This is a genomic window from Streptosporangium pseudovulgare, from assembly GCF_014648055.1.
GTDB lineage: Bacteria > Actinomycetota > Actinomycetes > Streptosporangiales > Streptosporangiaceae > Streptosporangium > Streptosporangium pseudovulgare.
On record NZ_BMQJ01000012.1, the window covers coordinates 95,698 to 121,914 of the forward strand.

General features: G+C 72.8%; 23 protein-coding genes and 1 tRNA gene. 16 read left to right on the plus strand and 8 right to left on the minus strand.

What is annotated here, in order from left to right; all coding sequences use genetic code 11:
- Positions 1–24: 24 nt before the first annotated feature.
- Together IEZ10_RS23210 and sp36 are read right to left on the minus strand one after the other, a co-directional pair.
- Complete coding sequence (locus IEZ10_RS23210; protein ID WP_189248623.1) at positions 25–483, minus strand: RidA family protein; 459 nt, start codon at positions 481–483, stop codon at positions 25–27.
- Complete coding sequence (gene sp36, locus IEZ10_RS23215) at positions 480–635, minus strand: Sp36 family protein (RefSeq protein ID WP_179820716.1); 156 nt, start codon at positions 633–635, stop codon at positions 480–482. The genes IEZ10_RS23210 and sp36 overlap by 4 nt, the downstream gene beginning before the upstream one ends.
- 142 nt (positions 636–777) lie before the next feature.
- On the opposite strand from sp36, the gene bagA reads away from it, so the two are divergent.
- Positions 778–1,782 carry an ATPase BagA gene (gene bagA, locus IEZ10_RS23220; protein WP_189248624.1) on the plus strand — a complete coding sequence of 335 codons (1,005 nt, stop codon included), beginning with the start codon at positions 778–780 and terminating at the stop codon, positions 1,780–1,782.
- Complete coding sequence (gene bagB / locus IEZ10_RS23225; RefSeq protein ID WP_189248625.1) at positions 1,779–2,927, plus strand: ATPase BagB; 1,149 nt, start codon at positions 1,779–1,781, stop codon at positions 2,925–2,927. Before bagA ends, bagB begins: the two co-directional genes overlap by 4 nt.
- A 256-nt stretch (positions 2,928–3,183) precedes the next feature.
- Here the strand turns inward: bagB and IEZ10_RS23230 are convergent, their stop codons facing one another.
- On the minus strand, positions 3,184–3,480 hold the full coding sequence (locus tag IEZ10_RS23230; RefSeq protein WP_179820724.1) for a WhiB family transcriptional regulator: 297 nt from the start codon (positions 3,478–3,480) through the stop codon (positions 3,184–3,186).
- A 287-nt stretch (positions 3,481–3,767) separates the two neighbouring features.
- On the opposite strand from IEZ10_RS23230, the gene IEZ10_RS23235 reads away from it, so the two are divergent.
- Positions 3,768–6,032, plus strand: a complete 2,265-nt coding sequence (locus IEZ10_RS23235; RefSeq protein ID WP_189248626.1) for a transglycosylase domain-containing protein — start codon at positions 3,768–3,770, stop codon at positions 6,030–6,032.
- Positions 6,033–6,138: 106 nt separating this feature from the next.
- On the opposite strand, the gene IEZ10_RS23240 is transcribed toward IEZ10_RS23235, so the two are convergent.
- Entirely contained in the window at positions 6,139–6,594 is a 456-nt protein-coding gene (locus tag IEZ10_RS23240; RefSeq protein WP_189248627.1) for a GatB/YqeY domain-containing protein, read from the minus strand.
- Between the two features lie 80 nt (positions 6,595–6,674).
- Between IEZ10_RS23240 and IEZ10_RS23245 the strand changes: the two genes are divergently transcribed.
- The 5 genes from IEZ10_RS23245 to IEZ10_RS23265 all read left to right on the plus strand — a co-directional run bounded on the left by IEZ10_RS23245 (position 6,675) and on the right by IEZ10_RS23265 (position 10,867).
- Positions 6,675–7,598 carry a metallophosphoesterase gene (locus IEZ10_RS23245; RefSeq protein ID WP_189248628.1) on the plus strand — a complete coding sequence of 308 codons (924 nt, stop codon included), beginning with the start codon at positions 6,675–6,677 and terminating at the stop codon, positions 7,596–7,598.
- A 33-nt stretch (positions 7,599–7,631) separates the two neighbouring features.
- Positions 7,632–7,705 (plus strand) — tRNA-Pro (locus IEZ10_RS23250).
- Positions 7,706–8,171: 466 nt separating this feature from the next.
- Entirely contained in the window at positions 8,172–9,029 is an 858-nt protein-coding gene (locus IEZ10_RS23255) for a DUF4253 domain-containing protein (protein WP_229811549.1), read from the plus strand.
- A gap of 141 nt (positions 9,030–9,170) precedes the next feature.
- A complete protein-coding gene (locus IEZ10_RS40580) occupies positions 9,171–9,998 on the plus strand; it encodes an alpha/beta hydrolase (RefSeq protein WP_444545402.1) in 828 nt (275 codons plus the stop codon).
- Complete coding sequence (locus tag IEZ10_RS23265; RefSeq protein ID WP_189248629.1) at positions 9,995–10,867, plus strand: aldo/keto reductase family oxidoreductase; 873 nt, start codon at positions 9,995–9,997, stop codon at positions 10,865–10,867. The genes IEZ10_RS40580 and IEZ10_RS23265 overlap by 4 nt, the downstream gene beginning before the upstream one ends.
- Before the next feature lie 190 nt (positions 10,868–11,057).
- On the opposite strand, the gene IEZ10_RS23270 is transcribed toward IEZ10_RS23265, so the two are convergent.
- Together IEZ10_RS23270 and IEZ10_RS23275 are read right to left on the minus strand one after the other, a co-directional pair.
- The gene (locus IEZ10_RS23270) at positions 11,058–11,501 is read right to left on the minus strand and encodes a winged helix-turn-helix transcriptional regulator (protein ID WP_189248630.1); all 444 of its coding nucleotides are present in this window, start codon (positions 11,499–11,501) and stop codon (positions 11,058–11,060) included.
- Between the two features lie 230 nt (positions 11,502–11,731).
- Positions 11,732–12,484 carry a FadR/GntR family transcriptional regulator gene (locus IEZ10_RS23275; protein ID WP_229811550.1) on the minus strand — a complete coding sequence of 251 codons (753 nt, stop codon included), beginning with the start codon at positions 12,482–12,484 and terminating at the stop codon, positions 11,732–11,734.
- A 127-nt stretch (positions 12,485–12,611) separates the two neighbouring features.
- On the opposite strand from IEZ10_RS23275, the gene IEZ10_RS23280 reads away from it, so the two are divergent.
- The 8 genes from IEZ10_RS23280 (at position 12,612) to aspS (ending at position 22,700) form a co-directional block, all read left to right on the plus strand.
- Positions 12,612–14,201, plus strand: coding sequence for an ABC transporter substrate-binding protein (locus IEZ10_RS23280; RefSeq protein ID WP_229811551.1), 1,590 nt, complete (start codon positions 12,612–12,614; stop codon positions 14,199–14,201).
- 24 nt (positions 14,202–14,225) lie between these two features.
- Entirely contained in the window at positions 14,226–15,176 is a 951-nt protein-coding gene (locus IEZ10_RS23285; RefSeq protein WP_189248632.1) for an ABC transporter permease, read from the plus strand.
- 2 nt (positions 15,177–15,178) lie between these two features.
- Complete coding sequence (locus tag IEZ10_RS23290) at positions 15,179–17,218, plus strand: dipeptide/oligopeptide/nickel ABC transporter permease/ATP-binding protein (RefSeq protein WP_189248633.1); 2,040 nt, start codon at positions 15,179–15,181, stop codon at positions 17,216–17,218.
- Entirely contained in the window at positions 17,215–18,225 is a 1,011-nt protein-coding gene (locus IEZ10_RS23295; protein ID WP_189248634.1) for an oligopeptide/dipeptide ABC transporter ATP-binding protein, read from the plus strand. Before IEZ10_RS23290 ends, IEZ10_RS23295 begins: the two co-directional genes overlap by 4 nt.
- A 10-nt stretch (positions 18,226–18,235) precedes the next feature.
- Positions 18,236–19,165: a dihydrodipicolinate synthase family protein gene (locus IEZ10_RS23300; RefSeq protein WP_189248635.1), complete on the plus strand. Its 930-nt coding sequence runs from the start codon at positions 18,236–18,238 to the stop codon at positions 19,163–19,165.
- The gene (locus IEZ10_RS23305) at positions 19,162–20,226 is read left to right on the plus strand and encodes an ROK family protein (protein ID WP_189248636.1); all 1,065 of its coding nucleotides are present in this window, start codon (positions 19,162–19,164) and stop codon (positions 20,224–20,226) included. Before IEZ10_RS23300 ends, IEZ10_RS23305 begins: the two co-directional genes overlap by 4 nt.
- On the plus strand, positions 20,223–20,906 hold the full coding sequence (locus IEZ10_RS23310) for an N-acetylmannosamine-6-phosphate 2-epimerase (RefSeq protein WP_189248637.1): 684 nt from the start codon (positions 20,223–20,225) through the stop codon (positions 20,904–20,906). The genes IEZ10_RS23305 and IEZ10_RS23310 overlap by 4 nt, the downstream gene beginning before the upstream one ends.
- Before the next feature lie 507 nt (positions 20,907–21,413).
- Positions 21,414–22,700: an aspartate--tRNA(Asn) ligase gene (gene aspS / locus IEZ10_RS23315; protein WP_189248638.1), complete on the plus strand. Its 1,287-nt coding sequence runs from the start codon at positions 21,414–21,416 to the stop codon at positions 22,698–22,700.
- Between the two features lie 128 nt (positions 22,701–22,828).
- Here the strand turns inward: aspS and IEZ10_RS23320 are convergent, their stop codons facing one another.
- Positions 22,829–23,899, minus strand: a complete 1,071-nt coding sequence (locus IEZ10_RS23320) for an oxidoreductase (RefSeq protein ID WP_189248639.1) — start codon at positions 23,897–23,899, stop codon at positions 22,829–22,831.
- A gap of 182 nt (positions 23,900–24,081) precedes the next feature.
- Positions 24,082–26,214: a tetratricopeptide repeat protein gene (locus IEZ10_RS23325; protein WP_189248640.1), complete on the minus strand. Its 2,133-nt coding sequence runs from the start codon at positions 26,212–26,214 to the stop codon at positions 24,082–24,084.
- Between the last annotated feature and the right edge of the window lie 3 nt (positions 26,215–26,217).

The following is a 26,217-nucleotide window of genomic DNA, read 5'->3' on the forward strand; positions in this document are numbered from 1 at the left end:
GCTCCGGTCTCCGGCGAGCCGCCGTCAGCGGACCTCGGCGATCAGCTCGACCTCCACCGGCGCGTCCAGCGGGAGGACCGCCACGCCGACCGCGCTGCGGGCGTGCCCGCCGGTCTCGGCGAACACCTTGCCGAGCAGGTCGCTCGCGCCGTTGATCACCTGCGGCTGCCCGGTGAAGTCGGGGGCGCTGGCCACGAAGCCGACGACCTTGACGATCCGCACGATGTTGTCCACGCCGCCCGCCGCCGACGCCGCGGCGGCCAGGGCGTTCAGCGCGCAGATCCCGGCGAGGCCGGCGGCCTCCTCCGCGGTCAGCTTCTCGCCCACCTTGCCCGTCGCCACGAGCTTGCCGTCCACCATCGGGAGCTGGCCCGAGGTGTAGACGTAGTCACCCGTCCGGACGGCCGGGACGTAGGACGCCAGCGGCACCGCGACCTCGGGCAGCTCGATGCCCAGCTCGTCCAACCTCTGCCGCGGCGTCACTGCTTGGGCCGCTTCAGGTAGGCGACCAGCTGCTCGGGGTTCGGCCCCGGCACGACCTGGACGAGCTCCCAGCCGTCTTCGCCCCAGTTATCGAGAATCTGCTTGGTCGCGTGGACCAGCAGTGGCACCGTCGAGTACTCCCATTTCGTCATGGGGGACACATTAGCGAGGCGGGCCCGGCCGGCGGTCGCCCTACGCCGCTCCGGCACGGCAGTGAGCGGGATCACCACGGTAGGTCCCGGAGCCGGGCGGTCCAGGCGAATCGTGAGGTGACGGTTGGGTAGCCTTCGAGACGTGAGAGCTCGCGACACCGACTGGGACGGCGTACGCCTCCACGTCGTCACCGGTAAGGGCGGCACCGGCAAGACCACGGTGGCCGCCGCGCTCGCCCTTGCCCTCGCCGCGGGCGGGCGCAAGGTCCTGCTGGTCGAGGTCGAGGGCCGGCAGGGCATCGCGCAGGTCTTCGACCTGCCGCCGCTGCCGTACGAGGAGCGGCGGATCGCCGTCGCGCCCGACGGCGGGGACGTCCACGCCCTGTCCATAGACCCCGAAGAGGCCATGCTCGACTACCTCGAGATGTTCTACGGCATGCGCCGGGCGGGTAAGGCCCTGACCAAGATGGGCGTCGTCGACTTCGCCACCACCATCGCCCCCGGCTTCCGCGACGTCCTGGTGACCGGCAAGACCACCGAGGCGGTCCGCCGCAAGAACAAGGACGGCAGGCGGGTCTACGACGCGGTCGTGCTCGACGCGCCCCCGACCGGGCGGATCACCCGTTTCCTCAACGTCACCAACGAGGTGGCGGGCCTGGCCAGGGTCGGCCCCATCAAGAACCACGCCGACCTGGTGAACGGCGTGGTGGCCTCCCCGGAGACCGCCGTGCACTTCGTCACGCTCCTGGAGGAGATGCCGGTCCAGGAGACCCTCGACGGGCTCGCCGAGCTGACCGCCGCCGGGCTCCCGCCCGGCGGGATCTTCACGAACATGGTCAGGGAGTCGCTGCTCCCCGCCTCCGTGCTGGACGCCGCGGCCGGCGGCCGGTTCGACCCGGCCGAGCTGGCGCTCGGCCTCAAGGCCGCGGGGCTCGCCGACGGCGCCTCCGACGCCGCCGCGGTGGCCGAGGCCCTCGCCGAGGAGATCGTCGAGCACGCCCGCCGTACCGCGCTGGAGCAGCGGGAGCGGGAGTCCCTCGACGCGTCCGGCCGCCCCCGCTACGAGCTGCCGCTGCTGGCCGACGGGGTCGACCTCGCCGGGCTGTACGAGCTGGCCGAATCGATCCGCAACCAGGGAGCAGCATGAGCGAGCGACCCGGCGGGCACCGGGACGTCCCGGTCCTCGACCTCGACGCGATCATCGACGACCCGGGCACCCGGATCATCGTCTGCTGCGGTTCCGGCGGCGTCGGCAAGACCACCACCGCGGCCGCTCTGGGGCTGCGCGCGGCCGAGCGCGGCCGCGCGGCCGTGGTGCTCACCGTCGATCCGGCGCGGCGGCTCGCGCAGTCGATGGGCCTCACCGAGCTGGACAACGTCCCGCGGCCGGTCGAGGACGTGACGGGCGACGGCACGCTGCACGCCATGATGCTCGACATGAAGCGGACCTTCGACGAGATCATCGAGGCCCACGCCGACCCGGAGCGGGCCCGGCAGATCCTGACGAACCCCTTCTACCAGTCGCTGTCGTCCAGCTTCTCCGGCACCCAGGAGTACATGGCGATGGAGAAGCTCGGCCAGCTGCGCCGGTCGGGCGAGTGGGACCTCATCATCGTGGACACCCCGCCCTCCCGATCCGCGCTCGACTTCCTGGACGCGCCGGAACGGCTCGGCCGCTTCCTGGACGGCCGGCTGATCCGCGTGCTGACCGCCCCCGCCAAGGCAGGCGGGCGGAGCGCGTTCAAGCTGTTCAACGCGGGCTTCGGCCTGATCGCCGGGGCCATGACCAAGCTGCTGGGCGCGCAGGTGCTCAAGGACCTGCAGACGTTCGTCTCCGCGCTGGACGCCGTCTTCGGCGGCTTCCGGGCGCGCGCCGAGCAGACCTACCGGCTGCTGCAGGCCCCCGGGACCGCGTTCGTCGTCGTGGCCGCGCCGGAGCGCGACGCGATGCGTGAGGCGTCGTACTTCGTGGAACGGCTCGCCGAGGAGCGCATGCCCCTGGCGGGCGTCGTGATCAACCGGGTGCACCGCTCGCCCGCGGAGGGCCTGTCGGCCGCGCGTAGCGCCGCCGCCGCCGAGGAGCTGGAGTCGCGGGGCGGGCACGACCTGGCCGCCGCCGTGCTCCGGCTGCACACCGGGCGGATGCAGCTCGCCGCCCGCGAGCACCGTGAGCGCGAGCACTTCGTCACCGCCCACCCCACGGTGCCCGTCGCGGAGGTGCCGGCCATGTGGGAGGACGTGCACGACCTGGAGGGCCTCCGCCAGGTCGGCAAGCTCCTGGCCGCGCAGTAGGCGACCTCCGGGAGCCCGGCACGGCCGCCCACGCGGCGGTCGTCCGGAGTCCCGCGTGGCCGACCGTATGGCGGTCGTCCGGAGTCCCGCGTGGCCGACCGTATGGCGTCGTCCGGAGTCCGACATGCCGGACTCCCCGCCGCCCGGTGGGCGACGGGGAGCACAGGGTGTCACGGGGCCGGGGTTCCCGGCCCTTCCCGGAACACGCGGGTACGGCCGGCGCCGAGGCGCCGGCCGTACGGGATCAGGGCGGACGTCAGCCGGCGATCAGCTCGTTCGTCCGCTCGTACTCCTCCTTGGCCATCTCCAGCAGATCGCGCCAGGAGTCGACGTCAGGTCGCCGGCGCAGCAACGCGCGGCGCTCGCGCTCGGTCATTCCGCCCCACACCCCGAACTCGATGCGGTTGTCCAGCGCATCGGCGAGGCATTCGGTACGGACCGGGCATCCCCGGCAGATCAGCTTCGCCCGGTTCTGGGCAGCGCCCTGAACGAACAGCGCGTCAGGATCCGCACCCTTACAGGCCGCACGGGAGGTCCAATCCGTGATCCACATTCGACCCCACTCCCCTTAGGTGGTCAGTCGTGACTTGGGGCCGACGGGCGCGGGCGTCGGGCCTCCGTATTCAGTTGCCGCAGAAAGAGAACGTACGCAATCAGACGTTCGAGCCGACAGACCCCGGCGGGACCAATTTCCCGCATGGTCATCAGCGGCCACGTGGCCGGGAATGACTAGTCACCTGACTCGGCACGCGGCCGCCGCCTGACTCGGTACAAGACCGAGTCACGTCGAATTGGCGATCCGTTACCGTTTGGGACATCCGTCCGACGTACTCTTGACGTGTGCAAGCTCAGGGCAAAGATCATGTATCGGCGATAGGCGCGGTCGGGAAGGTCCTGCGGCTGGTCGCCGCGGGCGCCGCCGCGGGTCTTCTGGCGGCCGGAGTCGCGTTCCCGGCGGTCGGCGGGGCGGGGCTCGGCGTGAACTCCGTCACAGAGGAGCTGAACCTACGCCCTGAGGAGCTCAAGGAACCCGCGCTGCCGGAGAGGACCGTCCTGCTGGACGCCGACGGCAAGCAGTTCGCGCAGTTCTACTACGAGAACCGCGAGTCGGTGAAGCTCGACGAGATCGCCGACGTCATGAAGACCGCGATCATCTCGATCGAGGACTTCCGGTTCTACGAGCACGGCGCCATCGACATCGAGGGCACCCTCCGCGCGGCCGTGCGGAACGCGGGCGGCGGCTCCACGCAGGGCGGTTCCTCGATCACCCAGCAGTACGTCAAGCAGGTGCTCTTCAACAGCGCCGAGACCCCGGAGGAGAAGCAGGCCGCGATCGCGCCGACCCTCTCCCGGAAGCTCAACGAGCTGCGCTACGCCCTGGCGGTCGAGGAGAAGTACACCAAGTCGGAGATTCTGGAGAAATATCTCAACATCTCCTACTTCGGTGCCGGCGCCCACGGCATCCAGGCGGCGGCCAAGCGGTTCTTCGACAAGCCGGCGTCCAAGCTGGACCTGTGGGAGGCCGCCACGCTGGCCGGCGCCGTACAGGACCCCAACGGCACCGACCCGGCCCGGCACAAGGGCGAGTCCTCCAAGACCTGGAAGAAGCGCCAGAAGCTCCTGCTGGACCGGCGCAACACCGTCCTGAAGCGGATGCAGGATCTCGGCAAGATCACGCCGCAGGAGGCGGCGGAGGCCAAGGCCAAGAAGCTCGGCTTCAAGGACATCTCGGCCCCGGGCGGCTGCGAGACCAGCAAGTACCCCTTCTTCTGCGTCTACGTGCGCGAGGAGATCCGCCACAACAAGGCGTTCGGCAAGACCGCCGAGGCGCGCGAGAAGCTGCTCCAGCGCGGCGGTCTGACGATCAAGACGACGCTCGACCCGCAGGCGCAGAAGGCCTCGGAGAAGGCCATCAAGCAGATGGTCAACGCGAGCGACAAGCCGGTCGCCGCGCAGGCGATGGTCGTCCCGGGCACCGGCGCCATCAGGGCGATGGCCACCAGCCGGAAGTTCGGCACGAGCAAGAAGAAGAACGAGACCAGCATCAACTTCGCCGCCGACGCCCAGCACGGCGGTGGCATCGGCTTCCAGGCGGGCTCGACGTTCAAGGCGTTCACCCTGCTCACCGCGCTCGACCAGGGGATGAAGCTCAACGACGGCAACACCACCGGCAAGACCTACCAGGCGCCGAGCCACAGCGCGTTCCGCGACTGCAAGGGCAACGCGGTCGGCGAGCCCAGCCACCAGGTCTTCAACTCCAGCGAGGGCGGCGGCGGCTTCAAGTCGCTGACCACCGGCACGCTCGGCTCGGTGAACACCTTCTTCATGAAGCTGGAGGAGAAGGTCGGTCTCTGCAAGGTCGTCGAGACGGCCAAGAAGCTCGGCATCAAGCGGTCCGACGGCGGCCCGCTGCGGGAGGTCGAGACCTTCACCCTCGGCGTCAACGAGATGGACCCGGTGACGGTCTCCGCCGCCTACGCGACCATCGCGGCCCGCGGCACCTACTGCGAGCCGATGGCCATCACCGAGGTCCGCGACCGCTACGGCAAGACCACGCCGTACAAGCCGAAGTGCGAGCAGGTCCTCGACGAGGAGGTCACCGACGCGGCCACCCACATCATGTCCGGGGTGTTCACCAAGGGCACGATGAGCGAGATCGGCGGCATCGGCCGGCCGGCGGCGGGCAAGACCGGCACCACCGACGCCTACACCGCCGCCTGGTTCGCCGGCTTCACCCCGGACCTCGCCTCCGCGGTCAGCCTCGGCGACCCGCGCGGCGCCTTCAGCCACGACCTGACGGGCGTGACGATCGGCGGCCGCTACTACGGCTACGTCTACGGTGCCACCATCTCCGGAAAGATCTGGAAGCTGTCCATGCCCGGCGCGCTCAAGGGCGTCGAGCCGACGTCCTTCCACTCGGTCGACATGGGCCGCTTCGGCGGTTGCTCGGGCAACTGCGCGCCCAAGCCGCCGCCCAGGAAGCCGGGTGACGTCGGCGGCGACCACGGCGGCGGGGACGGCGACGGCAACACGGTCGTCAACGACGGCGGCACCTTCGGGCCCGGGGTCGGCCGGGGCCACGGGCGGGGCCGGGGCAACGGCTGAGTCCCCGGTGATCCCGTAACCCCCGCCGGTCCTCCGGGACCGGCCACCGAGCCACCGGAGCCCTCCCCGCGTCGCGGGGAGGGCTCCCGGCGTTTCCGGAGCGAACTCAGGCGCTCAGGCGGGCCCGCACGATCTGCGCCACCCGGCCGCCCTCGGCCCGCCCGGCGACCTTGGGGTTCAGGACCTTCATGACCTGGCCCATCGCCTTGGGCCCGGACGCGCCGGTCTCGGCGATGGCCTCGTCCACCAGCCCGGCGATCTCGTCGTCGGAGAGCTGGGCGGGGAGGTACTCCTCCAGCACCGCCTGCTCGTCCAGCTCGGCCTGCGCCTGCTCGGCGCGGCCCGCGCCGCTGAACGCCTCCGCCGCCTCCCGGCGCTTCTTGGCCTCCTTGGTCAGCACCTTGACGATCTCGTCGTCGGAGAGCTCGCGCGCCTCCTTGCCGGCCACCTCCTCGACGTTCACGGCCGCCAGGGCCATGCGGATGGTCCGGGTGCGGACCTCGTCGCGGCCCTTCATCGCGGCCGTGAGGTCGGCCTTCAGCTTGTCCTTCAATGTGCTCATGCGGTCCATCTTGCCGTCTCACCGGTCCCGGTGTATCCAGGGTTTCTCCCCGGGCGCCGGGTGTCGGGCATGATGAGGGTGTGAGGAAAGCAGCCGCGGTGCCCCTGTCCCTGTTCGGTGTCGGCCTTACCGGCCTCGCCTACGCCTCGGTCGTCGAGCGCAACGCGTTCCGCCTGCGGCGTTTCGACGTGCCCGTGCTGCCGCCCGGCCGGCGTCCGGTGCGCATCCTGCACCTGTCCGACCTGCACCTCACCCCGGGCAGGCGGATGCTGATCAACTGGGTCCGCTCGCTGGGCGAGCTCCAGCCCGACCTGGTGGTCAACACCGGCGACTCCATCGCGCACCCCGACGCGGTCGCCCCGCTCATGCACGCCCTGGAGCCGCTGCTGACCCGCCCGGGCCTGTTCGTCTACGGCTCCAACGACATGTACGCGCCGCGCCCCAAGAACCCGGTCCGCTACCTGTGGCGCACCTCCAAGGGCGACCACGTCCAGAAGATCCCCTCGCTTCCCTGGGAGGAGCTGGGCGCCGCCATGTCGGCCGAGGGCTGGCTGGACATGAACAACACCACGGCCCGCCTCAAGGTCGGCGACCTCGACGTGGCCGTGGGCGGCATCCACGACTCCCACATCAACCGCGACCGCTACGACCTGATCGCCGGGCCCGCCCCCGAGGAGGCGGACCTCCGCCTGGGCGTGATGCACTCCCCCGAGCCGCGCAACATGACCCGCTTCGCCGCCGACGGCTACCAGCTGCTGCTGGCCGGCCACACCCACGGCGGCCAGCTCTGCATCCCGTTCTACGGCGCGCTGGTCACCAACTGCGGCATCGACCGCGCCCGGGTCAAGGGCCTGAGCCGCCACGACTCGGCGTTCCTCCACGTCTCGGCCGGCCTGGGCACCAGCCCCTACGCCCCGGCCCGGTTCGCCTGCTTCCCCGAGGCGAGCCTGCTGACCCTGGTGCCGCGACGCCGGAATGACGCAAGCACCCGCGAAGTCCGCTAGACTTTCTCAAGCACGAGCAAGACCGACGTGCGCCGGGGTGTAGCGCAGCTTGGCAGCGCGCTTCGTTCGGGACGAAGAGGTCGTGGGTTCAAATCCCGCCACCCCGACTCGCAGGTGAAGGGCCTGATCGCTGGAGACAGCGGTCAGGCCCTTCATCGTTTGACCGTCATTCGGCCGTCGGCCTGAACGCCGCCAGGGAGTGCTGACGGGCTCGGACGACTTCACCTGGGCACCTTGATCACGACAGCGTGGGCCCCGAACCTCGATGGCCGTTCAAACCGACGGCGCGGTAACCGAATCGAAGAGACGGCCACGGCGCCCTTCGACATGCCTCATCGTCAGAACGGCCGGCGAATTCCGCCCGCGGCCGAGCACTTCCAGGTCCTGCTCGAGCAGCCGGGCTGCGAGTAGTACCGGTGTCGTGCAGCAGAGCAGGTCCGGCCCGACCGGTCCTGCCGTCCACCGCAAAGGAGACGTGATCATCAGACTTGTCGGTCCCCGGACGTACGGTTCCGTCGGTGGTATCACCCCGCTGAGGGGGATTCGCGACCCGTCGACATGTGAGGACCCGACATGATGGACGATCTCCTGCTCCCTGCGGAACTCGCCCGGCTGTTTCCCGACGGCGGCACTGGCCGCAGCTTGGCGGTCCCCCTCCCGGATGGACGTCTTATGACGGCGGATCGGTCCATGCGGGGCGAGGAGAAAGCCGAAGGCCTGTCGCATGCGCCGGTCTTCTGGATGAGCGACCGCCCGGTCGACGGTGAGACCTGGGCCGTGTTCCACGCTGAGCACCCTCGGTCGGGACTGTGGCCATTGCTCCTGCTGCACGATCTGAGCCGCGGCGATGGCCGACCATGGGAACAGGGCGAGCTGACGCCGACGCCCGTGTCTGAAATCGACGAGCACGACGCCGCCGGCTTCATGGCGGAGGCATGGGCGGAATGGGCGGAGGATGACGACGAGGACCACTACGACTTCGAAGATCTCGAACCGTTCCGCCGCGACTGCCCCGGCCTCGCACCGCCCGGCGAACCCACCGCGGATCCGGCCGAGGCCGCCGACCGGTATGCCGAACTGCTCGACGACCAGCGCGGTCATCTGGGCCTGGTGCCGGCCGCCTGCGGCGCGGACGCCCTGACCGCGATCGGCTGGACAGGGCCGTGCAACCACAGCGGCACACCGCCGCTGTCGGCGATGCTGCGCAGTTGGGAGAGCCGCTTCGGCGTGCGCGTGGTCGCGGTCGGATTCGACACCCTCCACCTCAGCGTGGCCGCGCCGCCCCGCACTGTGGAGCACGCCTTGCACGTGGCTGCGGAGCATTTCGCGTTCTGCCCGGACAACATCCAGCAGGGATGCAGTCCCTACACGCTCAGGTCCTACGCAGAGGAGTTGAGCGGCATCAACACCTGGACCTTCTGGTGGGACTGACGTCCAACGGACGGCGCACCAGGCAGCACCGAGCACCGTGGAGCGGGCGTCGCGTGGGGCGTCGCCGGCAGGACGGACGAACTCGCCCCTCCCCGGCCTTGCGCGTGCGGCGCGGACGAGTGACGGAAGGCCGTCGACGAAGTGCAGTCCGGTGACATCGCCAAGCCGCAGGTCGACGAGGAGTGGATCACCGTCCCCGGCGGGCCCACGGGCAGCGTCCGCGCCCGCGTCGTCAAGCCCGCCGGCGCCACCGGCACCCTGCCCGTCATCATCTACATCCACGGCGCCGGCCGGGTGTTCGGCAACGCCCACACCCACGACCGCCTGGTCCGCGAACTCGCCGTCGGCGCGAACGCCGCCGTCGTCTTCCCCGAGTACGACCTCTCGCCCGAGGCCCGCTACCCCGTCGCGATCGAGCAGAACTACACCGTCGCCCGCTGGGTCGTCACCGAAGGCGCCACCAAGCACCTCGACGCCACCCGCATCGCGGTCGCCGGTGACTCCGTCGGCGGCAACATGAGCGCCGCCCTGACCCTGATGGCCAAGGAACGCGGCGACGTGCCGCTGGTGCAGCAGGTGCTGTTCCACCCCGTCACCGACGCGAGCTTCGACACGCCCTCCTACCACCGGTTCGCCGCGGGTGAGGCGCACAGGTCATCGACACCGTCACGTCGCAGGCGGCCATGGGGAACCGTGTCCGTGACGCCCCGATCAGGGCCGCCGCCCGGCGAGCGGATGGCTTCTCACCCGAGCACCACGGTGCGCAGCGGCTCCGCCGTACGGTCGATCACTTCCTCCCAGGACATCGTGGCCGGGGGCCGTCGGCGTCGCCATCCGCCGCTCCTCTCACCCGCGGGTGCCCTACGCACTCCGAAGTGCCCACTTCCCTTCAGGGAGCTACGCACCAAAGATGATGCAAGGCGCTGTCAGGCACCATCATCCGGCTCACCACGAAAGGCGAAGCAATGAGCACGCTCTCCACCTCCCTTCCCGGCGGCACCTGGGCCCTGGGCGACCTGGCCGTCACCCGCTTCGGCTACGGCGCCATGCAGCTCGCCGGCCCCTGGGTCATGGGCCCGCCCGCCGATCGCGACGGCGCACTCGCCGTCCTGCGCGAGGCCGCCGATCTGGGGATCACCCACATCGACACCTCCGGTGCCTACGGACCGCACATCACCAACCGGCTGATCCGGGAAGCGCTGCACCCGTACTCCGACTCGCTGCACATCGTGACCAAGGTCGGCGCGACCCGGGACCAGGAGGGAGGCTGGCCTCCTGCCCGGCGGCCCGAAGACCTGCGCCGCGCCGTCCACGAGAACCTTCGGGAGCTCGGCCTCGAGACGCTGGACGTGGTCAACCTCCGGCTCGGCGACGCCCAGGGCCCCCAGCCCGGCTCGCTCGCCGAGGCGTTCGAGACCCTCGTCGAACTCCAGCGGCAGGGCCTGATCCGGCACCTCGGCGTGAGCAACGCGACGGTGGAACAGGTCGCCGAGGCGCGCTCGATCGCGCCGATCGTGTGTGTGCAGAACATGTACAACCTCGCCCACCGCCAGGACGACGAGCTGATCGACGAGCTCGCCGGGCAGGGCATCGCCTATGTGCCCTTCTTCCCCCTCGGCGGCTTCACCCCGCTGCAGTCCTCGGCGCTCACGGCCGTGGCCTCCCGGCTGGACGCGACGCCGATGTCGGTCGCCCTGGCCTGGCTGCTGCGGCGGTCACCGAACATCCTGCTGATCCCCGGCACCTCGTCGGTGGCGCACCTGCGCGAGAACGTCGCGGGCGCGGGACTCCCGCTCTCCGCCGAGGATCTCGCCGAACTGGACGAGATCGGCCGCTGACGGCGGCGTTCGAGGGCTTTCTCCTCGCGGCAGGGGGCGGGCCCTCGGATGTCCCCGGCCGGGTGCGGGACCCGTCCGCGGGCGACATCGACGAGATCATGTACTGGGACGCCGACGTCGGCCTGGTCACGGGCCTCGGGTCAGGGCTCGAGAGGGCGCCGGTGCCGCCGGCGGGGCGTTCCGCGCCGGTTCACCCGGCGCGGGTGTCGTACGTCTCGCGGTGGGCGAGCACATCGTCCATGTGCACCTCGGCCCAGGCCTTGAGGCCGCGCATCATCTCGTACAGCGACAGGCCGAGCTCGGTCAGCTCGTAGGAGACCGTGACGGGCACGGTCGGCACCACGGTGCGGGTCACCAGGCCGTCGCGCTCCAGGGAGCGCAGCGTCTGGGTGAGCATCTTCTGGCTGATGCCGGCCAGCAGGCGGGCCAACTCCGAGTAGCGCATCGCCCGGGGCTCGCCGGCGCAGTCGGCGCCCGGCTGGTGCGCGCCGTCGCTGCCGAGCGCGGCCAGGATCAGCGTGACCCATTTGTCGGAGATCCGGTCGAGCAGCTTGCGACTGGGGCAGGCCGCCACGAAGGCGTTGTACTCCACCTTGGCCTGTGCCCTCTGCTGGGCAGCCGTCATCGTCGCCATCCGCCGCTCCTCCCACCCATGGGCGCCTTACGCACTCTGAAGTGCCTACTTCCCATTGGAAAGTTACACACCAATGTAGCGCGCCAGAGGCGCGGGCCGAAGCCCCGGCGCCAGATCCACCCCGCCCGGCCGCCGCACCCGGCCCAGCGGTTCCTCGCCGGTCGCCGGCGGGCGATCGCCGGGTTCCGTTTCGTGGATCTCCGCCGCGGCGAGGAGTCACGGAGCGGAACCTAGGCGGTCGCCTCCTCGGCGTCGGGGCCGGAGACCTCGGGCCCCTCCTGGAGATGCCGCCGGACCGGGACGTAGTGCGCCGCGATCGCGGCGGAGAGGCGGTCGGCGTCCCCTGCGGCGGCCGCCTCGACGATCGCCCGGTGCGCCTGGACGGTCTCCTGCACCGACTCGGGGGTGGTGTGCATCGTGGGCGCCACGATGGCGTGCACGTCCCAGAAGGCGGCGGTGAGCTGGGTGACCAGCTCGTTGCCGAGCGGTTCCATGAGCAGCAGGTGGAACCGGCGGTCCTGCTCGACGAAGGTCTCGCCCCTGGCGGCGAGCTCGGCCATCTGGTCGGCGATCTCGCCCAGGCCGGTCCGGAGGGAGTCGTCGAGCGCGGCGACGATGGAGGGGGCCAGGCCCTGCTCTATCGTCTGGCGGACCTCGACCAGCTCGGCGAGCACCCGGAAGTCGTCGGCCCGGCTGAGCAGGCCCCGGAAGGCGAGGCTCTCGACGAGCGCGGTGAGGGACAGCCGCCCGACGTATGTTCCGTGACCGTGGCGCACCTCGACGATGTCGAGCGCGGTGAGGGTCTTGATCGCCTCGCGGACGCTGGAGCGGCTCGCTCCCACGGCGGCGCACAGCTCCGCCTCGGTGGGCAGGGCGTCACCCGGGCGCAGGCGGTTCTGCAGGATGTACTGCTTGATGCGTTCGGCCACCTCGTGCTGACGCAACCGCGCACCGCCTGATTGTCGCGAGATGGGCTCGATCACGGCCAACATCTTGCCCTTTCGTCCGGTACCCGTCTACATTCCGAATCTTAACGGCATCAGACATCAGACGTCATACGATTGCCGACCACCCCCCAACACCGGCCACGGTCATAAGGAGAGGGACGACGTGACCCACCTCACCCCGCCCGTCAACCGCCGCGGATTCCTGCGGTTCGTCGGGGCCATGAGCGCGGCCACCGCGTTCGCCGGCTCGCTGAGCGCCTGCTCGGGCCCGGCCTCCACCGGGAGCGCCGCGCCGGCGGCCGCCGCCGACACGATCGAGGCGGGCATCTCCTACGCCCTCTCCACCGGCTTCGACCCCATGACCTCCTCGGGCGCCACACCGGTCGCGGCCAACATGCACGTCTTCGAAGGCCTCTTCGACCTCGACCCGGTGACCCGCGAGCCGTACGCCGCGCTCGCCGCGGGCGAGCCGGAGAAGACCGACGACACGACCTACAAGGTCACGCTCCGCGACGGCGCGACCTTCCACGACGGCTCCGCGGTGACGGCCGCGGACGTGGCCTTCAGCTTCCAGCGTGTGCTGGACCCGGCGAACGCCTCGCTCATGGCGCAGTTCATCCCGTTCGTGGAGAGTGTCTCCGCGAACGGCGACAAGACCGTGGAGATCAAGCTCAAGCACGCCTTCCCGCTGCTCAAGGAACGGCTCACGGTCGTCAAGATCGTGCCCAAGGCGATCGTGGAGAAGGACAAGGCCGCGTTCGACGCCCTGCCCGTCGGCTCCGGCCCGTTCCGGCTCGTCGAGGCCACCAAGGAGGACAAGCTCGTCTTCGAGAAGTGGGACAGGTACAACGGCACCCGTCCCGCCAAGGTCAAGAACATGACCTGGCGGCTGCTGGCCGACCCGTCGGCCCGCGTCACCGCGCTGGAGTCCGGCCGGGTCGCGGCGATCGAGGACGTCCCCTACATCGACGTCGACCGGGTCGGCCAGAAGCACAAGCTGGAGGCCGTGCAGTCCTTCGGCCTGCTCTTCCTCATGTTCAACTGCACCGCCAAGCCCTTCGACGACAGGCGCGTACGGCAGGCGCTGCACTACGCCATCGACAAGGACAAGCTGATCAAGACGGGCATGCTCGGCAACGCCGCCCCGGCCACCGGCTACGTCCAGGAGACGCACCCGTCCTACACCAGGGCCTCGACGGTCTACGGCTACGACCCCGAGAAGGCGAAGTCCCTGCTGAAGGACGCCGGCGCCGAGGGCCTGAAGGTCACCCTGGTCTCCACCGACGCCGGCTGGGTGAAGGACGTCCTCCCCGTCATCAAGGAGGGCTGGGACGCCGTCGGCGCGGCCACCACCCTCGACATCGGCCAGTCCGGCGGGCAGTACGCCAACAAGGTCGACCCGGGGAACTTCCAGGTCCTGGTGGCGCCGGGCGACCCCTCGGTCTTCGGCAACGACATGGATCTGCTGCTGCGCTGGTTCTACGACGGCATCTGGATGACCAAGCGGCACCGCTGGAGCGGGACCAAGGAGGCGAAGAAGGTCCTGGAGCTGCTGGACACCGCGAGCCGGAGCGGCGACGCCGCCGAGCAGCGGAAGCTGTGGGGCCAGGTCGTCGACATCGTCGCCGAGGAGGCCCCGCTGTACCCGATCCTGCACCGCAAGCTGCCCACCGCGTGGGACGACAAGGCGCTCCCCGGCTTCAGGCCCATCCCCACCACGGGCCTGTCGTTCCTCGACGTCGCTCGCGCCTGACCGTCCCGCGACGAGAAGACCACGATGTTCGCATTCCTACGGCTGGCCGCGAGACGGCTGGTGACCCTGCCGCTGATGCTGCTCGGGATCACCCTGCTCGTCTTCGTCGTCCTGCAGTTCTCACCCAACGACCCGGCGTACAACGCCCTCGGAGAGAGCGCGAGCCCCGAGGCCCGGGCCGCCTACGCGGCGGCCCACGGGCTGGACGACCCGCTGCCGGTGCGGTACGTGCGGTTCCTGGGCCGGCTCGCGCAGGGCGACCTGGGCCAGACCGCCCCGCCGGCCGCCCCGGTGATCGACCGCATCGTCACGGCCTTCCCGCTGACGATGCAGCTCACGCTGCTGGCCCTGGTGCTCGCGGTCGTGCTCGCCCTCGCCCTCGGCGTCGTCGGCGCGCTGTACCGTGACCGGTGGCCGGACCAGCTGGGCCGTCTGCTGTCCATCGCGGGCGTGGCGATCCCGTCCTTCTGGCTGGGCATCCTGCTCATCCAGGAGTTCGCGCTCGGCCTGGACCTGTTCCCGACCGGCGGCTACGTCAACCCGGCCGACTCCCCCGGCGGGTGGCTGCGCTCGCTCGCGCTCCCGGCGATCGCGACCGCCATCCCGGTGGCGGCCTCGCTGTCACGGCTGGTGCGCACGTCGATGGTCGAGGAACTGGACCGGGACTACGTCCGCACCGCCACCGGCAACGGCCTGCCCCGCGCGGTCGTCATCCGCGGCGTGCTGCGCAACGCGCTCATCACCCCGCTGACCGTGCTCGGCCTGCGGGTGGGCTACCTGCTCAGCGGCGCCGTGGTCATCGAGACGATCTTCGACCTGCCCGGCATGGGCAAGCTCATCCTCGAAGGCGTCACCAACGGCGACGTGGCCCTGGTACAGGGGGCGGTGCTGACGATCGCGCTGGCGTTCCTCGTGGTGAACCTCGTCGTGGACCTGCTCTACCTCGTCGTCAACCCGCGGATCCGGGCGGTGTGACCATGTTCCGATCCCAGCTCACCGCGCGGCTGTCCCGCCCGGGCATCCGGTTCACCCGGCTGTCCCCGGCGGCCCGCGTCTCCCTTATCGTCCTGGCGGCGGTCACGCTGCTCGCCGTACTGGCGCCGTTCCTCACGGGCGACCCGCTCGCGACCGGCGTGCCGGCCACCCCGCCCGGCACCGACCACTGGTTCGGCACTGATCGGGCCGGCCGGGACATCTTCGCCCGGATCGCCCACGGCGCGCGGTCCTCGCTGCTCATCGGCCTGGGCGCCACCGCGGTGGCGGTGCTGGCCGGCGCGGTGCTCGGCAGCCTCGCGGCCACCTCGCGCCGGGTGGTCGGCGAGGGCATCATGCGCGTCCTCGACGTGATCATGTCCTTCCCCGGCATCGCGCTCGCCGCGGTGCTGGTCGCGGTCTTCGGCCGCAGCCTGCCGATCCTGATCCTGACCATCGCCTTCCTGTACGTGCCGCAGCTCACCCGGGTGGTGCGGGCCAACGTCCTGGCGCAGTACGGCGAGGACTACGTCGCCGCCGAGCGGGTGATCGGCGCGCCCCGCCGGTACATCCTGGTCCGGCACGTCGCCGTCAACTGCGCCGCACCGATCATGGTCTTCGCCACCGTGCTGGTCGCCGACGCGATCATCTTCGAGGCCAGCCTGTCGTTCATCGGCGCGGGCATCCAGGACCCGGCGCCCAGCTGGGGCAACGTCCTCTCGTACGGCCGGCAGATCGTGCTGTCCGGCGGCTGGTGGGCCACCTTCTTCCCCGGCCTGGCGATCCTGGTCACGGTGCTCGCGCTCAACCTGCTCGCCGAGGGGCTGACCGACGCCTGGGCCGCGCCCCGCTCGGCCCGGCCGGCCCCGGCGCGGACCGCGGGTCCCCTGGCGGATCCGGCGGCGGACGCGGTGACCGCCCCGGCCTCGGACCCTGCCCCGGATCCGGCATCCGACCCGGACGTCGTACCCGCGGCCGGACGGACGGGTGAGCAGACGGGCGAGCGGGTGGACGAGACCGGGGTGCGCGAGGCGCTCGCCAGGCTCGCCGCCGTGGCGCGCGAACGCGCGCCCCGGGTGCCGCCGCTCCCGGCCGACGCCCGGCCCCTGCTGTCCGTCGAGGACCTCTCCATCCGCTTCCCCCAGCGGTACGGCGACGTCCCCGTCGTGCAGTCGCTCTCCTTCGACGTGCGCGCCGGTGAGACGCTCGGCCTGGTCGGCGAGTCCGGCTGCGGCAAGAGCCTCACCAGTCTGGCGATCATGGGGTTGCTGCCCCGCGGCGCGCGGGCCGACGGCCGGATCGTCTACGACGGGCGGGACATCCTCACGCTCCCGCCCCGTGAGCGGCGGGCGATCTCCGGCCCGGAGATCGCCATGGTCTACCAGGACGCCATGTCGTCGCTGAACCCCTCGGTCCTCGTCGGCGCCCAGCTGCGGCAGCTCACCCGCAGGGGCGGCACGCGCACCCCCACGGAGCTGCTCGAACTCGTCGGCCTGGACCCCCGTCGCACGCTGCGCAGCTACCCGCACGAGCTGTCCGGAGGCCAGCGCCAGCGGGTGCTGATCGCGATGGCGCTCTCCCGCAGCCCGCGCCTGCTCGTCGCGGACGAGCCCACCACGGCGCTCGACGTGACCGTGCAGGCCCAGGTGGTCGAGCTGCTCGGCCGGCTCCGCGACGAGCTCGGCTTCGCCATGGTGCTCGTCTCGCACGACCTCGGCCTGGTCGGCGAACTCGTGCACCGGGTCGCGGTGATGTACGCCGGCCAGCTCGCGGAGGTCGGCACGACACCGCGGCTGTTCTCCGGCGTGGAGCACCACTACGCCCGCGGCCTCCTCGGCTCCGTGCTCTCCCTGGAGACCGGCGCCGAGCGGCTGCACCAGGTGCCCGGCGTGGTGCCCGCACCTCAGGACTTCGGTCCGGGCTGCCGGTTCTCCGGCCGGTGCGCCGCCGCCACCGATGCCTGCCGTACGGCCCCGCCCGTGCTGGCCGGCGACCCGCACGACCACGCACGGGCCTGCTTCCACCCGGGAGGGGGACAGCTGTGAACGAACCAGTCGTCAGCCTGGAGGGCGTGCACGTCCTCCACTCGGCACGCGGCGGCGGGCTGTTCCGCCGCGACGTGGTGCACGCCCTCACCGACGCCACGGTGTCGGCCGGACGAGGTGAGATCCTCGGCGTCGTCGGCGAGTCCGGCTGCGGCAAGTCCACCCTGGCCAAGGTCGTGGTCGGCCTCCAGCAGCCCACCTCGGGCACGGTGCGGTTCCGCGGCGAGGACCTGTGGTCGCTGCCGGCCCGGCGGCGGCGCGAGGAGTTCGGCACCTCGGTGGCCATGGTGTTCCAGGACGCCTCCACCGCGCTCAACCCGCGGCTGCCCGTGCGCCGCATCCTGCGCGACCCCCTCGACGTGCACCGGCGCGGCACGGCGCGGCAGCGCGAGGACCGCGTTCGCGACCTGCTCGACCTCGTCGGGCTGCCCGGGCACGTCGCCGAGGCGCTGCCCGGCGGGCTGTCCGGCGGGCAGCGCCAGCGGGTCGCCGTGGCCCGGGCCCTGGCCCTCGAACCGGACGTGATCGTCGCCGACGAGCCCACCAGCGCGCTCGACGTCTCGGTCCGCGCCCAGGTGCTCAACCTCCTCGTCGACCTGCGCGCGACCCTCGGCCTGGGTCTGGTGTTCATCTCCCACGACATCCAGACGGTCCGCTACCTCGCCGACCGGATCGCGGTCATGTACCTCGGCCGGGTGGTCGAGGAGGGCCCGGCCGCGGCGGTCGCGGGCGAGGCGCGGCATCCGTACACGCGGGCGCTGTTCTCGGCCACCCCGAGCCTGCTCGACGACACCGAGCGGATCGTGCTGACCGGCCCGGTCCCGTCCGCGACCCGCCCCCCGTCCGGCTGCCCGTTCCGCACGCGCTGCTGGAAGGCCACCGACGAGTGCGCGGTGGAGTTCCCGCACGCCACCCTCGCGGCCCCGGAGAGCGGGCACTCCTGGCACTGCGTCCATCCCGAGATCCACCCCGGATCTCACCCCGAAACCCATCCCAGCCGCCGGTAAGGAGCATCCCGTGAATCCCCGCAAGCCCCGCTTCAGCGGCGTCGTCCCCCCGGTCGTCACCCCCCTGACACCGGACGGTGAGATCGACGCGACGTCTCTGGAGCGGCTGGTCGAGTTCCTCATCGACGCCGGCGTCTCCGGCCTGTTCGCGCTCGGCAGCTCCGGTGAGTCCGCCTTCCTCACCGACGCCCGGCGCGACCGGGCGCTGGAGGTCGTGGTGCGGACGGCCGCGGGCCGGGTCCCGGTGATCGCCGGATGCATCGAGACGACGACCGCCCGCGTGATCGAACGCGCCCGGGCCGCGCAGAAACTCGGCGCCGACGCCACCGTGGTGACCGCGCCGTTCTACACCCGCGTCCACCCCGTCGAGGTCGACCGTCACTTCCGGGTGGTCCGGGCCGCGGTCGACCTGCCGCTGCTCGCCTACGACGTGCCGGTGTCGGTGCACACCAAGCTCACCGTCGACCAGGTGCTCTCACTGGCCGCCGACGGCGTCGTCGACGGCCTCAAGGACTCCAGCGGCGACGACGTCGGCTTCCGCCAGGTGGTGCTCGGCGCCGCCGGCCTGCCGGGCTTCTCGGCGCTGACCGGCCACGAGGTCGTGGTGGACGCGATGATGCTCGCCGGCGCCGACGGCGCGGTGCCGGGCCTGGGCAACGTCGACCCGCACGGCTACGTCCGGCTGCTCCGCGCCTGCGCCGAGGGCCGCTGGGCCGACGCCAGGGCCGAGCAGGACCGCCTGACCGCGCTGTTCCGCATCGTCGACGCCGTGTCCCCGGCGACCGCCGGCGGCAGCACGCGGGGCGTCGGCGCGTTCAAGACGGCGCTCGCCCTGCGCGGCGTCATCGCGCACGCCGCCGTCTCGCAGCCCATGCGGGAGCTGACCGATGAGGAGACCCGCGCCGTGGCCGCCCGCCTGGAAGAGGCCGGGCTGCTGTGACCCTCGTCGTCGGCGTGGACATCGGCGGCACGAAGACCGCGGCGGGCCTGGTGGACCCCACCGGGAACCTGCTGGCCGTACGGTCCCGTCCGACCCCCGCGACCCGGGGGCCGGACGCGGTCGTGGACGCCGCCGCCGAGCTCGTCCGGGAACTCGACGGCGGCGCGGGGACCGTCACGGCGGTGGGCGTCGGCAGCGCGGGGGTCATCGATCCCCGGAGCGGCACGGTGGTCTCGGCCACCGGCGCCATCCCCGGATGGGCGGGCACCGACCTGCGCGGCGAACTGTCCCGGCGGCTCGGCCTGCCCGTCGCCGTCGACAACGACGTGCACGCGCACGCGCTCGGCGAGCTGTGGCGCGGCGCCGCCGCCGGCCGGGACGACGTGCTGCTGGTGGCCGTCGGCACCGGCGTCGGCGCCTCCCTCGTCCTCGGCGGGCGGGTACGGCACGGCGCGCACTCGGTGGCCGGGCACGCCGGGCATCTGCCCGTCCCCGCCGCGGCCGGCCGGCCGTGCCCGTGCGGTGGGCACGGGCACGTCGAGGCGGTCGCCTCCGGGCCCGCCCTGCTCGCGGAGTACCGCCGCCGCAGCGGGGCCGAGGCCGGGCACCTGTCCGAGGTCGTCCGCCTCGCCGACGCCGGCGACCCGATCGCCGCGGCCGTCCTGGCCGAGGGGGCGGGCGCGCTGGGCGCGGCGATCGGGGGGCTGGTGAACGTCATCGACCCCGAGCTCGTCCTGGTCGGCGGGGGCGTCACCGGCTGCGGCGAGCCCTGGTGGCGGGCGCTGCGCGAGGCGGTCCGCGCCGAGGCGCTGCCCGCGCTGCGGGACGTCCCGATCGAGCCGGCCGCGCTCGGCGGGGACGCCGCCCTGCTCGGCGCCGCCCGGCTGGCCCTGGCGGCGGCTTCGGCCACGACGACCCCGGCGCCGACCACGACGGCCTCGACCACGACGACCCCGGCTCCGACGGCGGCGGCTTCGGCTCCCGCAGTTCCGACGGCGGCGGCTTCGGCTCCCGCGGCCCCGGCGGCCACGGTTTCGGCGACCACAGAGGAGGATGTGTGAACCCGGTGCTGGCCGCGCTGCGCGGCCGTCTGGTGGTGTCCTGCCAGGCCTACCCCGGGGAGCCGATGCGCGACCCCGACACGATGTGCCGCGTGGCCCTGGCGGTCGCGGCCGGCGGGGCCGCGGGCATCCGCGCCCAGGGGCTGGATGACCTGCGCCGGATCCGGGCCGCGCTCGACCTTCCGCTCATCGGCCTGTGGAAGGACGGCGACGGCGAGGTCTTCATCACGCCGACGCTCGACCACGCCGTCGCGGTCGCGGAGACCGGCGCCGACATCGTGGCCCTCGACGCCACCCGGCGGCCCAGGCCGGACGGCCGTACGCTCGCCGAGACCGTCAGGGCGGTGCACGAGCGCACCGGCCGGCTGGTCATGGCCGACGTCTCGACGTACGAGGAAGGCGTCGCCGCGGCCGATGCGGGCGCCGACGTGGTGGGGACGACCCTCGCCGGTTACACGCCCTACTCCCGCACCGGCCCCGGCCCGGACCTCGACCTGGTGGCCCGGCTCTCCCGCGACCTGCCGGTCCCGGTGATCGCGGAGGGGCGCGTCCACACCGTGGACCAGGCCGCCGAGGCCGTCCGGGCGGGGGCGCACGCCGTCGTGGTCGGCACCGCCATCACGCATCCGACGAGCATCACCCGCTGGTTCGAGACCGCGGTCTCCGGCGCGTCGGCCTGACGCGCCACCGCGTGCAGGCCTCCGCCCGTGCCGGGCCCGGAACGGGCGGAGGCCTGCACGGGCAGAGGCCTGCACGGGCAGAGGCCGGTGCCCGCGGAGCCGGCGCCACGGTGCCGATGCCACGGTGCCGATGCCACGGAGCCGATGCCACGGAGCCGATGCCACGGAGCCCGGCGCGGGCGGGAGAGCGGCGGAGGCGGGGCGGGCGCCGCTCCCCGGCCGAGATCGCATTAGACTGGGCGCAACGCGATGACGGAGACGAGTAGTCCCGGGATCACGCGGGTCAGAGAGCCGCCGGTAGCTGCGAAGGCGGTCCCGCGCCCCGGGGTGAAGACCCTCCCGAGTGCGGGGAGGAACGGCGATCCCGCCCAATGCCCTGCCGGCCGGCCCCCGTGATCGGGCCGTGATGAGGCCGCCGCCCAGGCGGCGGCGAAAGTGCGGTGGCACCGGGAGCACCCTTCTCCCCCGCACTCCCAAGGGATCCGCTCATATTCCACAAGGAGTGTGATGATCTCTCGTATCCTCGCCGCCGACCTGCCCGCGCACGTCGGCCGCACCGTACGAATCGCCGGCTGGCTGCACCGCCGCCGCGAGCTGAAATCCGTGTCGTTCCTGGTGGTCAGGGACCGTTCCGGCCTCGCCCAGGTCGTGCTGCGCGAACCGGTCCACCTGGCCGAGGAGACCGTCGTCGAGGTCACCGGGACCGTCGCCGCCAACCCGCAGGCCCCCGGCGGAGCCGAGCTGGCCGACCCGGTGATCGACGTGCTCTCCACGCCGGTCGAGCCGCCTCCCTTCGACCTGTACCGGCCCGTCGTCTCCGGCACGCTGCCCACGGTCCTCGACCACGCGCCGGTGGCGCTGCGGCATCCCCTGCTGCGGGCGCCGTTCGAGATCGCCGCCGCCGGGGTCGCCGGGTTCCGGGCCGCCCTGGACGGACTCGGGTTCGTCGAGACGTCGACCCCGAAGATCGTGGCCTCGGCGACGGAGTCGGGCGCCAACGTCTTCGGCATCGACTACTTCGGCCGGCCCGCCTTTCTGGCCCAGTCCCCGCAGTTCTTCAAGCAGGCCCTGGTCGGGGTGTTCGAGCGGGTCTACGAGGTCGGGCCGGTCTTCCGGGCCGAGCCGCACGACACCGCCCGGCACCTGGCGCAGTACACGAGCCTGGACGCCGAACTGGGCTTCGTCCGCGACCACCGCGACGTCATGGCGGTGCTCACCCGCGCGCTCGGCGGCATGCACGCGGCCGTCGCCGAACGCGCCGGGGCCGCCGTCGCCCTGCTGGGGATCGAGGTGCCGAAGGTCCCGGAGGAGATCCCGGCGATCGACTTCGCCGAGGCGCAGGAACTCCTCGCCCGGCACACCGAGGAGGACCCACGCGGCGAACCCGACCTGGCCCCGGCGCACGAACGCTGGCTCGGCGAGTGGGCGCTGCGCGAGCACGGCTCGGAGTTCCTGTTCGTCACGGGCTACCCGATGGTCAAGCGGCCCTTCTACACCCACCCCGACCCGGCCGCGCCGGAGCGCTCACGCAGCTTCGACCTGCTCTTCCGGGGGCTGGAGCTGGTGACGGGCGGCCAGCGGCTGCACCTGCACGCCGACTACCTGGCCGCGCTCACCGCCCGGGGCGAGGACCCGGCGGCGTACGAGGGGTACCTCGCGGCCTTCGCGCACGGCATGCCGCCGCACGGCGGCTTCGCCATCGGCCTGGAACGCTGGACCTCCCGCCTGACGGGCGCCGCCAACGTCCGCCAGACGACCCTCTTCCCGCGCGACCTGCACCGCCTCAGCCCGTGACGTCGTGACCGGCCGGCCCGCGCCCCGCGGGCCGGCCGGTCCGCCCGGCCCACGCGGCCCGCGGCCGGAACCGTACGGCCCACACGACCGGAGCCGTACGGCCGGCTGTGGGGGGTGCCGCGACGGGGTCAGCCGCGGGCTGAGGCGAAGGAGTAGTCGGTGTAGCCGTGCCCGCCGCCGCCGTAGTAGGTCGCGGGGTCGGGGTGGTTCAGCGGCGCGCCGGTGCGCAGCCGTTCCACCAGGTCGGGATTGGCGAGGAAGGCCCGGCCGAAGGCGATGAGGTCGGCCCCGGCGGCGAGCCACCCCTCGGCGGCGGCCCGGCCGCCGTCGTCGGGGAACTCGCCCCCCGACCGCGGCGCCACCACCAGGGCGCCGGGCCAGGCCGCCCGGATCCGGGCGGCGAGCGGCGTGCCCGCCGCGACGCCCGCGAGGTGGAAATACGCCAGGCCCAGCGGGGCGAGGGCGGCGGCCAGCGCCGGGTAGACCAGTTCGAGGTCGTCCTCGGCGATGTCGTTGTGCGGGTCGCCCGGGGTGACGCGCAGCCCCACCCGGTCCCCGCCGACCGCCTCCGCCACGGCCGCGGCGAGTTCGACGGCGAAGCGGAGCCGGTCGCGCCCGTAGACGTCGCCGCGGTGGTTGGTGCCCGAGGCGAGGAACTGGTGGATCAGGTAGCCGTTGCCGCCGTGCAGCTCGACCCCGTCGAATCCGGCGTCGAGGGCCAGCCGGGCGGCGCGGGCGAAGTCGCCGATCGTCGCCCGCGTCTCGGCGGTGCTCAGCTCCCGGGGGACGGGCAGGTCCCGGTGCCCGCCGAGGGTGAAGATCCGCCCGGCGGCCCGCACCGGCGACGGCGCCACGGGCCGCAGCCCGTTGACGCTCTGGTGGCCGATGCGGCCGGCGTGCATGAGCTGGGCGAAGATCCGGCCGCCTGCCGCGTGCACCGCGTCGGTCACCGCCCGCCACGCCCTGACCTGCTCGGCGGTGTGCAGGCCCGGGGTCCCCGGGTGACCCTGCCCGGCCTGGCTCGGCTGGGCGCCCTCGGAGACGATCAGCCCCGCGGTGGCCCGCTGCGCGTAGTACACGGCCGTCTCCGCCGCGGGCACCCCGCGGTGGTCGGCGCGGCTGCGGGTCATCGGTGACATCACCAGCCGGTTGGGCAGGCGGAGCCGTCCCAGCCGCGCGGGCTCGAACAGGTCTGGCATGGCGCGTCCCTTCCGCGGGTCGTTCTCAAGGCCCACGCCGGCCGTGGGTCGTTCCCGGGCCGGCGCGCCGGCCGCGGATCGTTCTCAGGCCGGCGCGTCAGCACGTCCGCTCAGGCCGGCACGTCGGCCCAGGCTCAGGCCGGCACGTCGGCCCAGGCTCAGGCCGGCACGTCGGCCCAGGCTCAGGCCGGCACGTCGGCCGCGGCGGGCTCGCCCAGCGCCGCCCGGCAGGCGTCCAGCCGTTCCTGGCTGTCCTCGTCGCCGGTCGCGGCCAGCACGATCTCGTAGTCGGCGGCGGCCTCGGCGTAGCGGCCCGACTCCTGGTGGACGACGGCCCGGTTGAACCGCATCTCGGGCGTGCCGCCCAGCTCGACCGCCCGGTCCAGGTCGTGGGCGGCTCCGGCGAGGTCCCCGGCCGCGTAGGCGAGCTCGCCGCGCAGCGCCCACGCCTCGGCGAGCCGTTCGTCACGGCCGATCGCGGCCGACAGCGCCTCGCGGGCCGCGTCGGAGTCGTCCCGCTCGGCGAGCAGCCGGCCCTTCAGGCACAGCAGGTGGGCGTTGTCCGGCGCGAGCTCCAGCCCTTCGGTGACGTCCCGCCAGGCGGCGTCGGTCTCCCCCAGGTCGCACAGCAGCCCGGCGCGGTTCACCCGGGCGTCGAGGTGGGCGGGGTCGAGTTCGAGGGTGTAGCCGAAGTCGGCCAGCGCCCCGCGCACGTCACCGAGTTCGAGGCGGGCGTCACCGAGGTTGTAGTACGCCTCGGGGAACGGCGGCGACAGGCGCAGCGCGCGCTCGTAGGCGGCGACGGCCTCCTCGTCGCGGCCGAGGCGCCGCAGGATGTTGCCGACGTTGAAGTGGTGCTCGGGGAAGTCGGGGTCGAGTTCGACGACCGCGAGGTAGTCGCTCAACGACTCCTCCAGCCTGCCCATCATGCCGAGGACCTGCGCGCGGTTGTAGCGCAGCACCGCGCGGTGCAGGGCGTGCTCGCCGGGTTCCAGCTCCCGGTCCAGCCGGGCCATGCCGTCCTCCAGCATCCGCAGCGCCTCGTCCGCCCGCTTCTGGCGCACCTCGACCAGCGCGAGCCCGTTGTGGCCGAAGACCGAGTGGAAGGCCCGCTTCTTCGGGTCCTCCACCAGGGAGGCGATCGCGATGGACATGTTCATCCACATCCGCGCCCGCTGGTAGTCGCGCCGCGGCTCGGGGTAGTGCCGGGCGTACAGCATGGCGGTGCTGTAGGCCAGCTCCATGTGGACGATGGGGTCGGCGCTGACGGCCCGTGCCTCGTCGTAGATCGTCATCGCCTCGTCGGCCCGGCCGAGGGAGGCGAGCGTGGTGCTGGTGGCGTTGGTGAAGTGCCACCACAGCTCCTCCTGCGTCGACCGGTCCACCAGCGCCCTGCCGCGCAGGCCCAGGTCGGCGGCGGCCTGGTAGAGGCCGATGCCCCGGCAGTGGTCCATCGCCAGGCGCAGGGCGGCCAGTCCGGCGCCGGACGGGTCGGTGCCGTGCTCGGCGTGGTACGGGATCGCGCCCAGCGACAGGGAGAACTCGCCCCGGCCGGCCAGCGCCGCCGCCCGCTCGTCGTGCAGCCGCGCACGCTCGGCGGCGGGCAGCGCCTCGTAGGCGGCGAGCAGCAGCGGGTCGTCGTCGGTGCAGTCGCCCTCGACGTAGGCGCGCGCGGCGGCCGTCGCGTCCACGGCCCCGGCGTCCGGAGCGGCGGAGGTCAGGACGGCGGCGGGAGCGTCCACCGGTACGGCGTGGCGCGCGAGGACGCGCGCCAGCGAGATCGTGACCTCGCCCGGCGGGTCGGGGACCGGTTCGGGCCCGGTGCCGACGACGACGGTCAGCCCGTCCAGGTCGCCGCGGCGCAGCAGCACGGCGACGAGTTCCTGGTCGGTCGGGTCGGCGTGGTGCACGTTCTCGAAGACGAGGGTGCGGGGCCCTCCGCCGAGTGCCGCCAGGTGGTCGCGCAGCAGCTCGGCCAGGCCGTTGGAGATGTTCAGGGTGTGCAGCCGGGAGTAGAAGCGGGTGCGCTCCCCCTTGCCGGCCTGCCACTCCAGCGAGGTCCACGCGGGCGGCACCAGGCGGGCCAGCTCCGGGGTGCTGGTCAGGATCTCGATGTTGTGCGCGGGCCCCAGCTCGGGCCGGCGCTCCAGCGCCTCCGGCGCGATCGCCCGCATCAGCGTGCCGGCCGCCGTGTACGGCCCGCGCAGCCGCCGGTGGGCGTCGAGCACCATCAGCACCGGCGGCAGGTCGAGTCCTTCCCGCAGCAGGTCGCGGTCGCGGCGCCGGGCGGCCCGGATCCAGTGGTGGTTACCCATGGT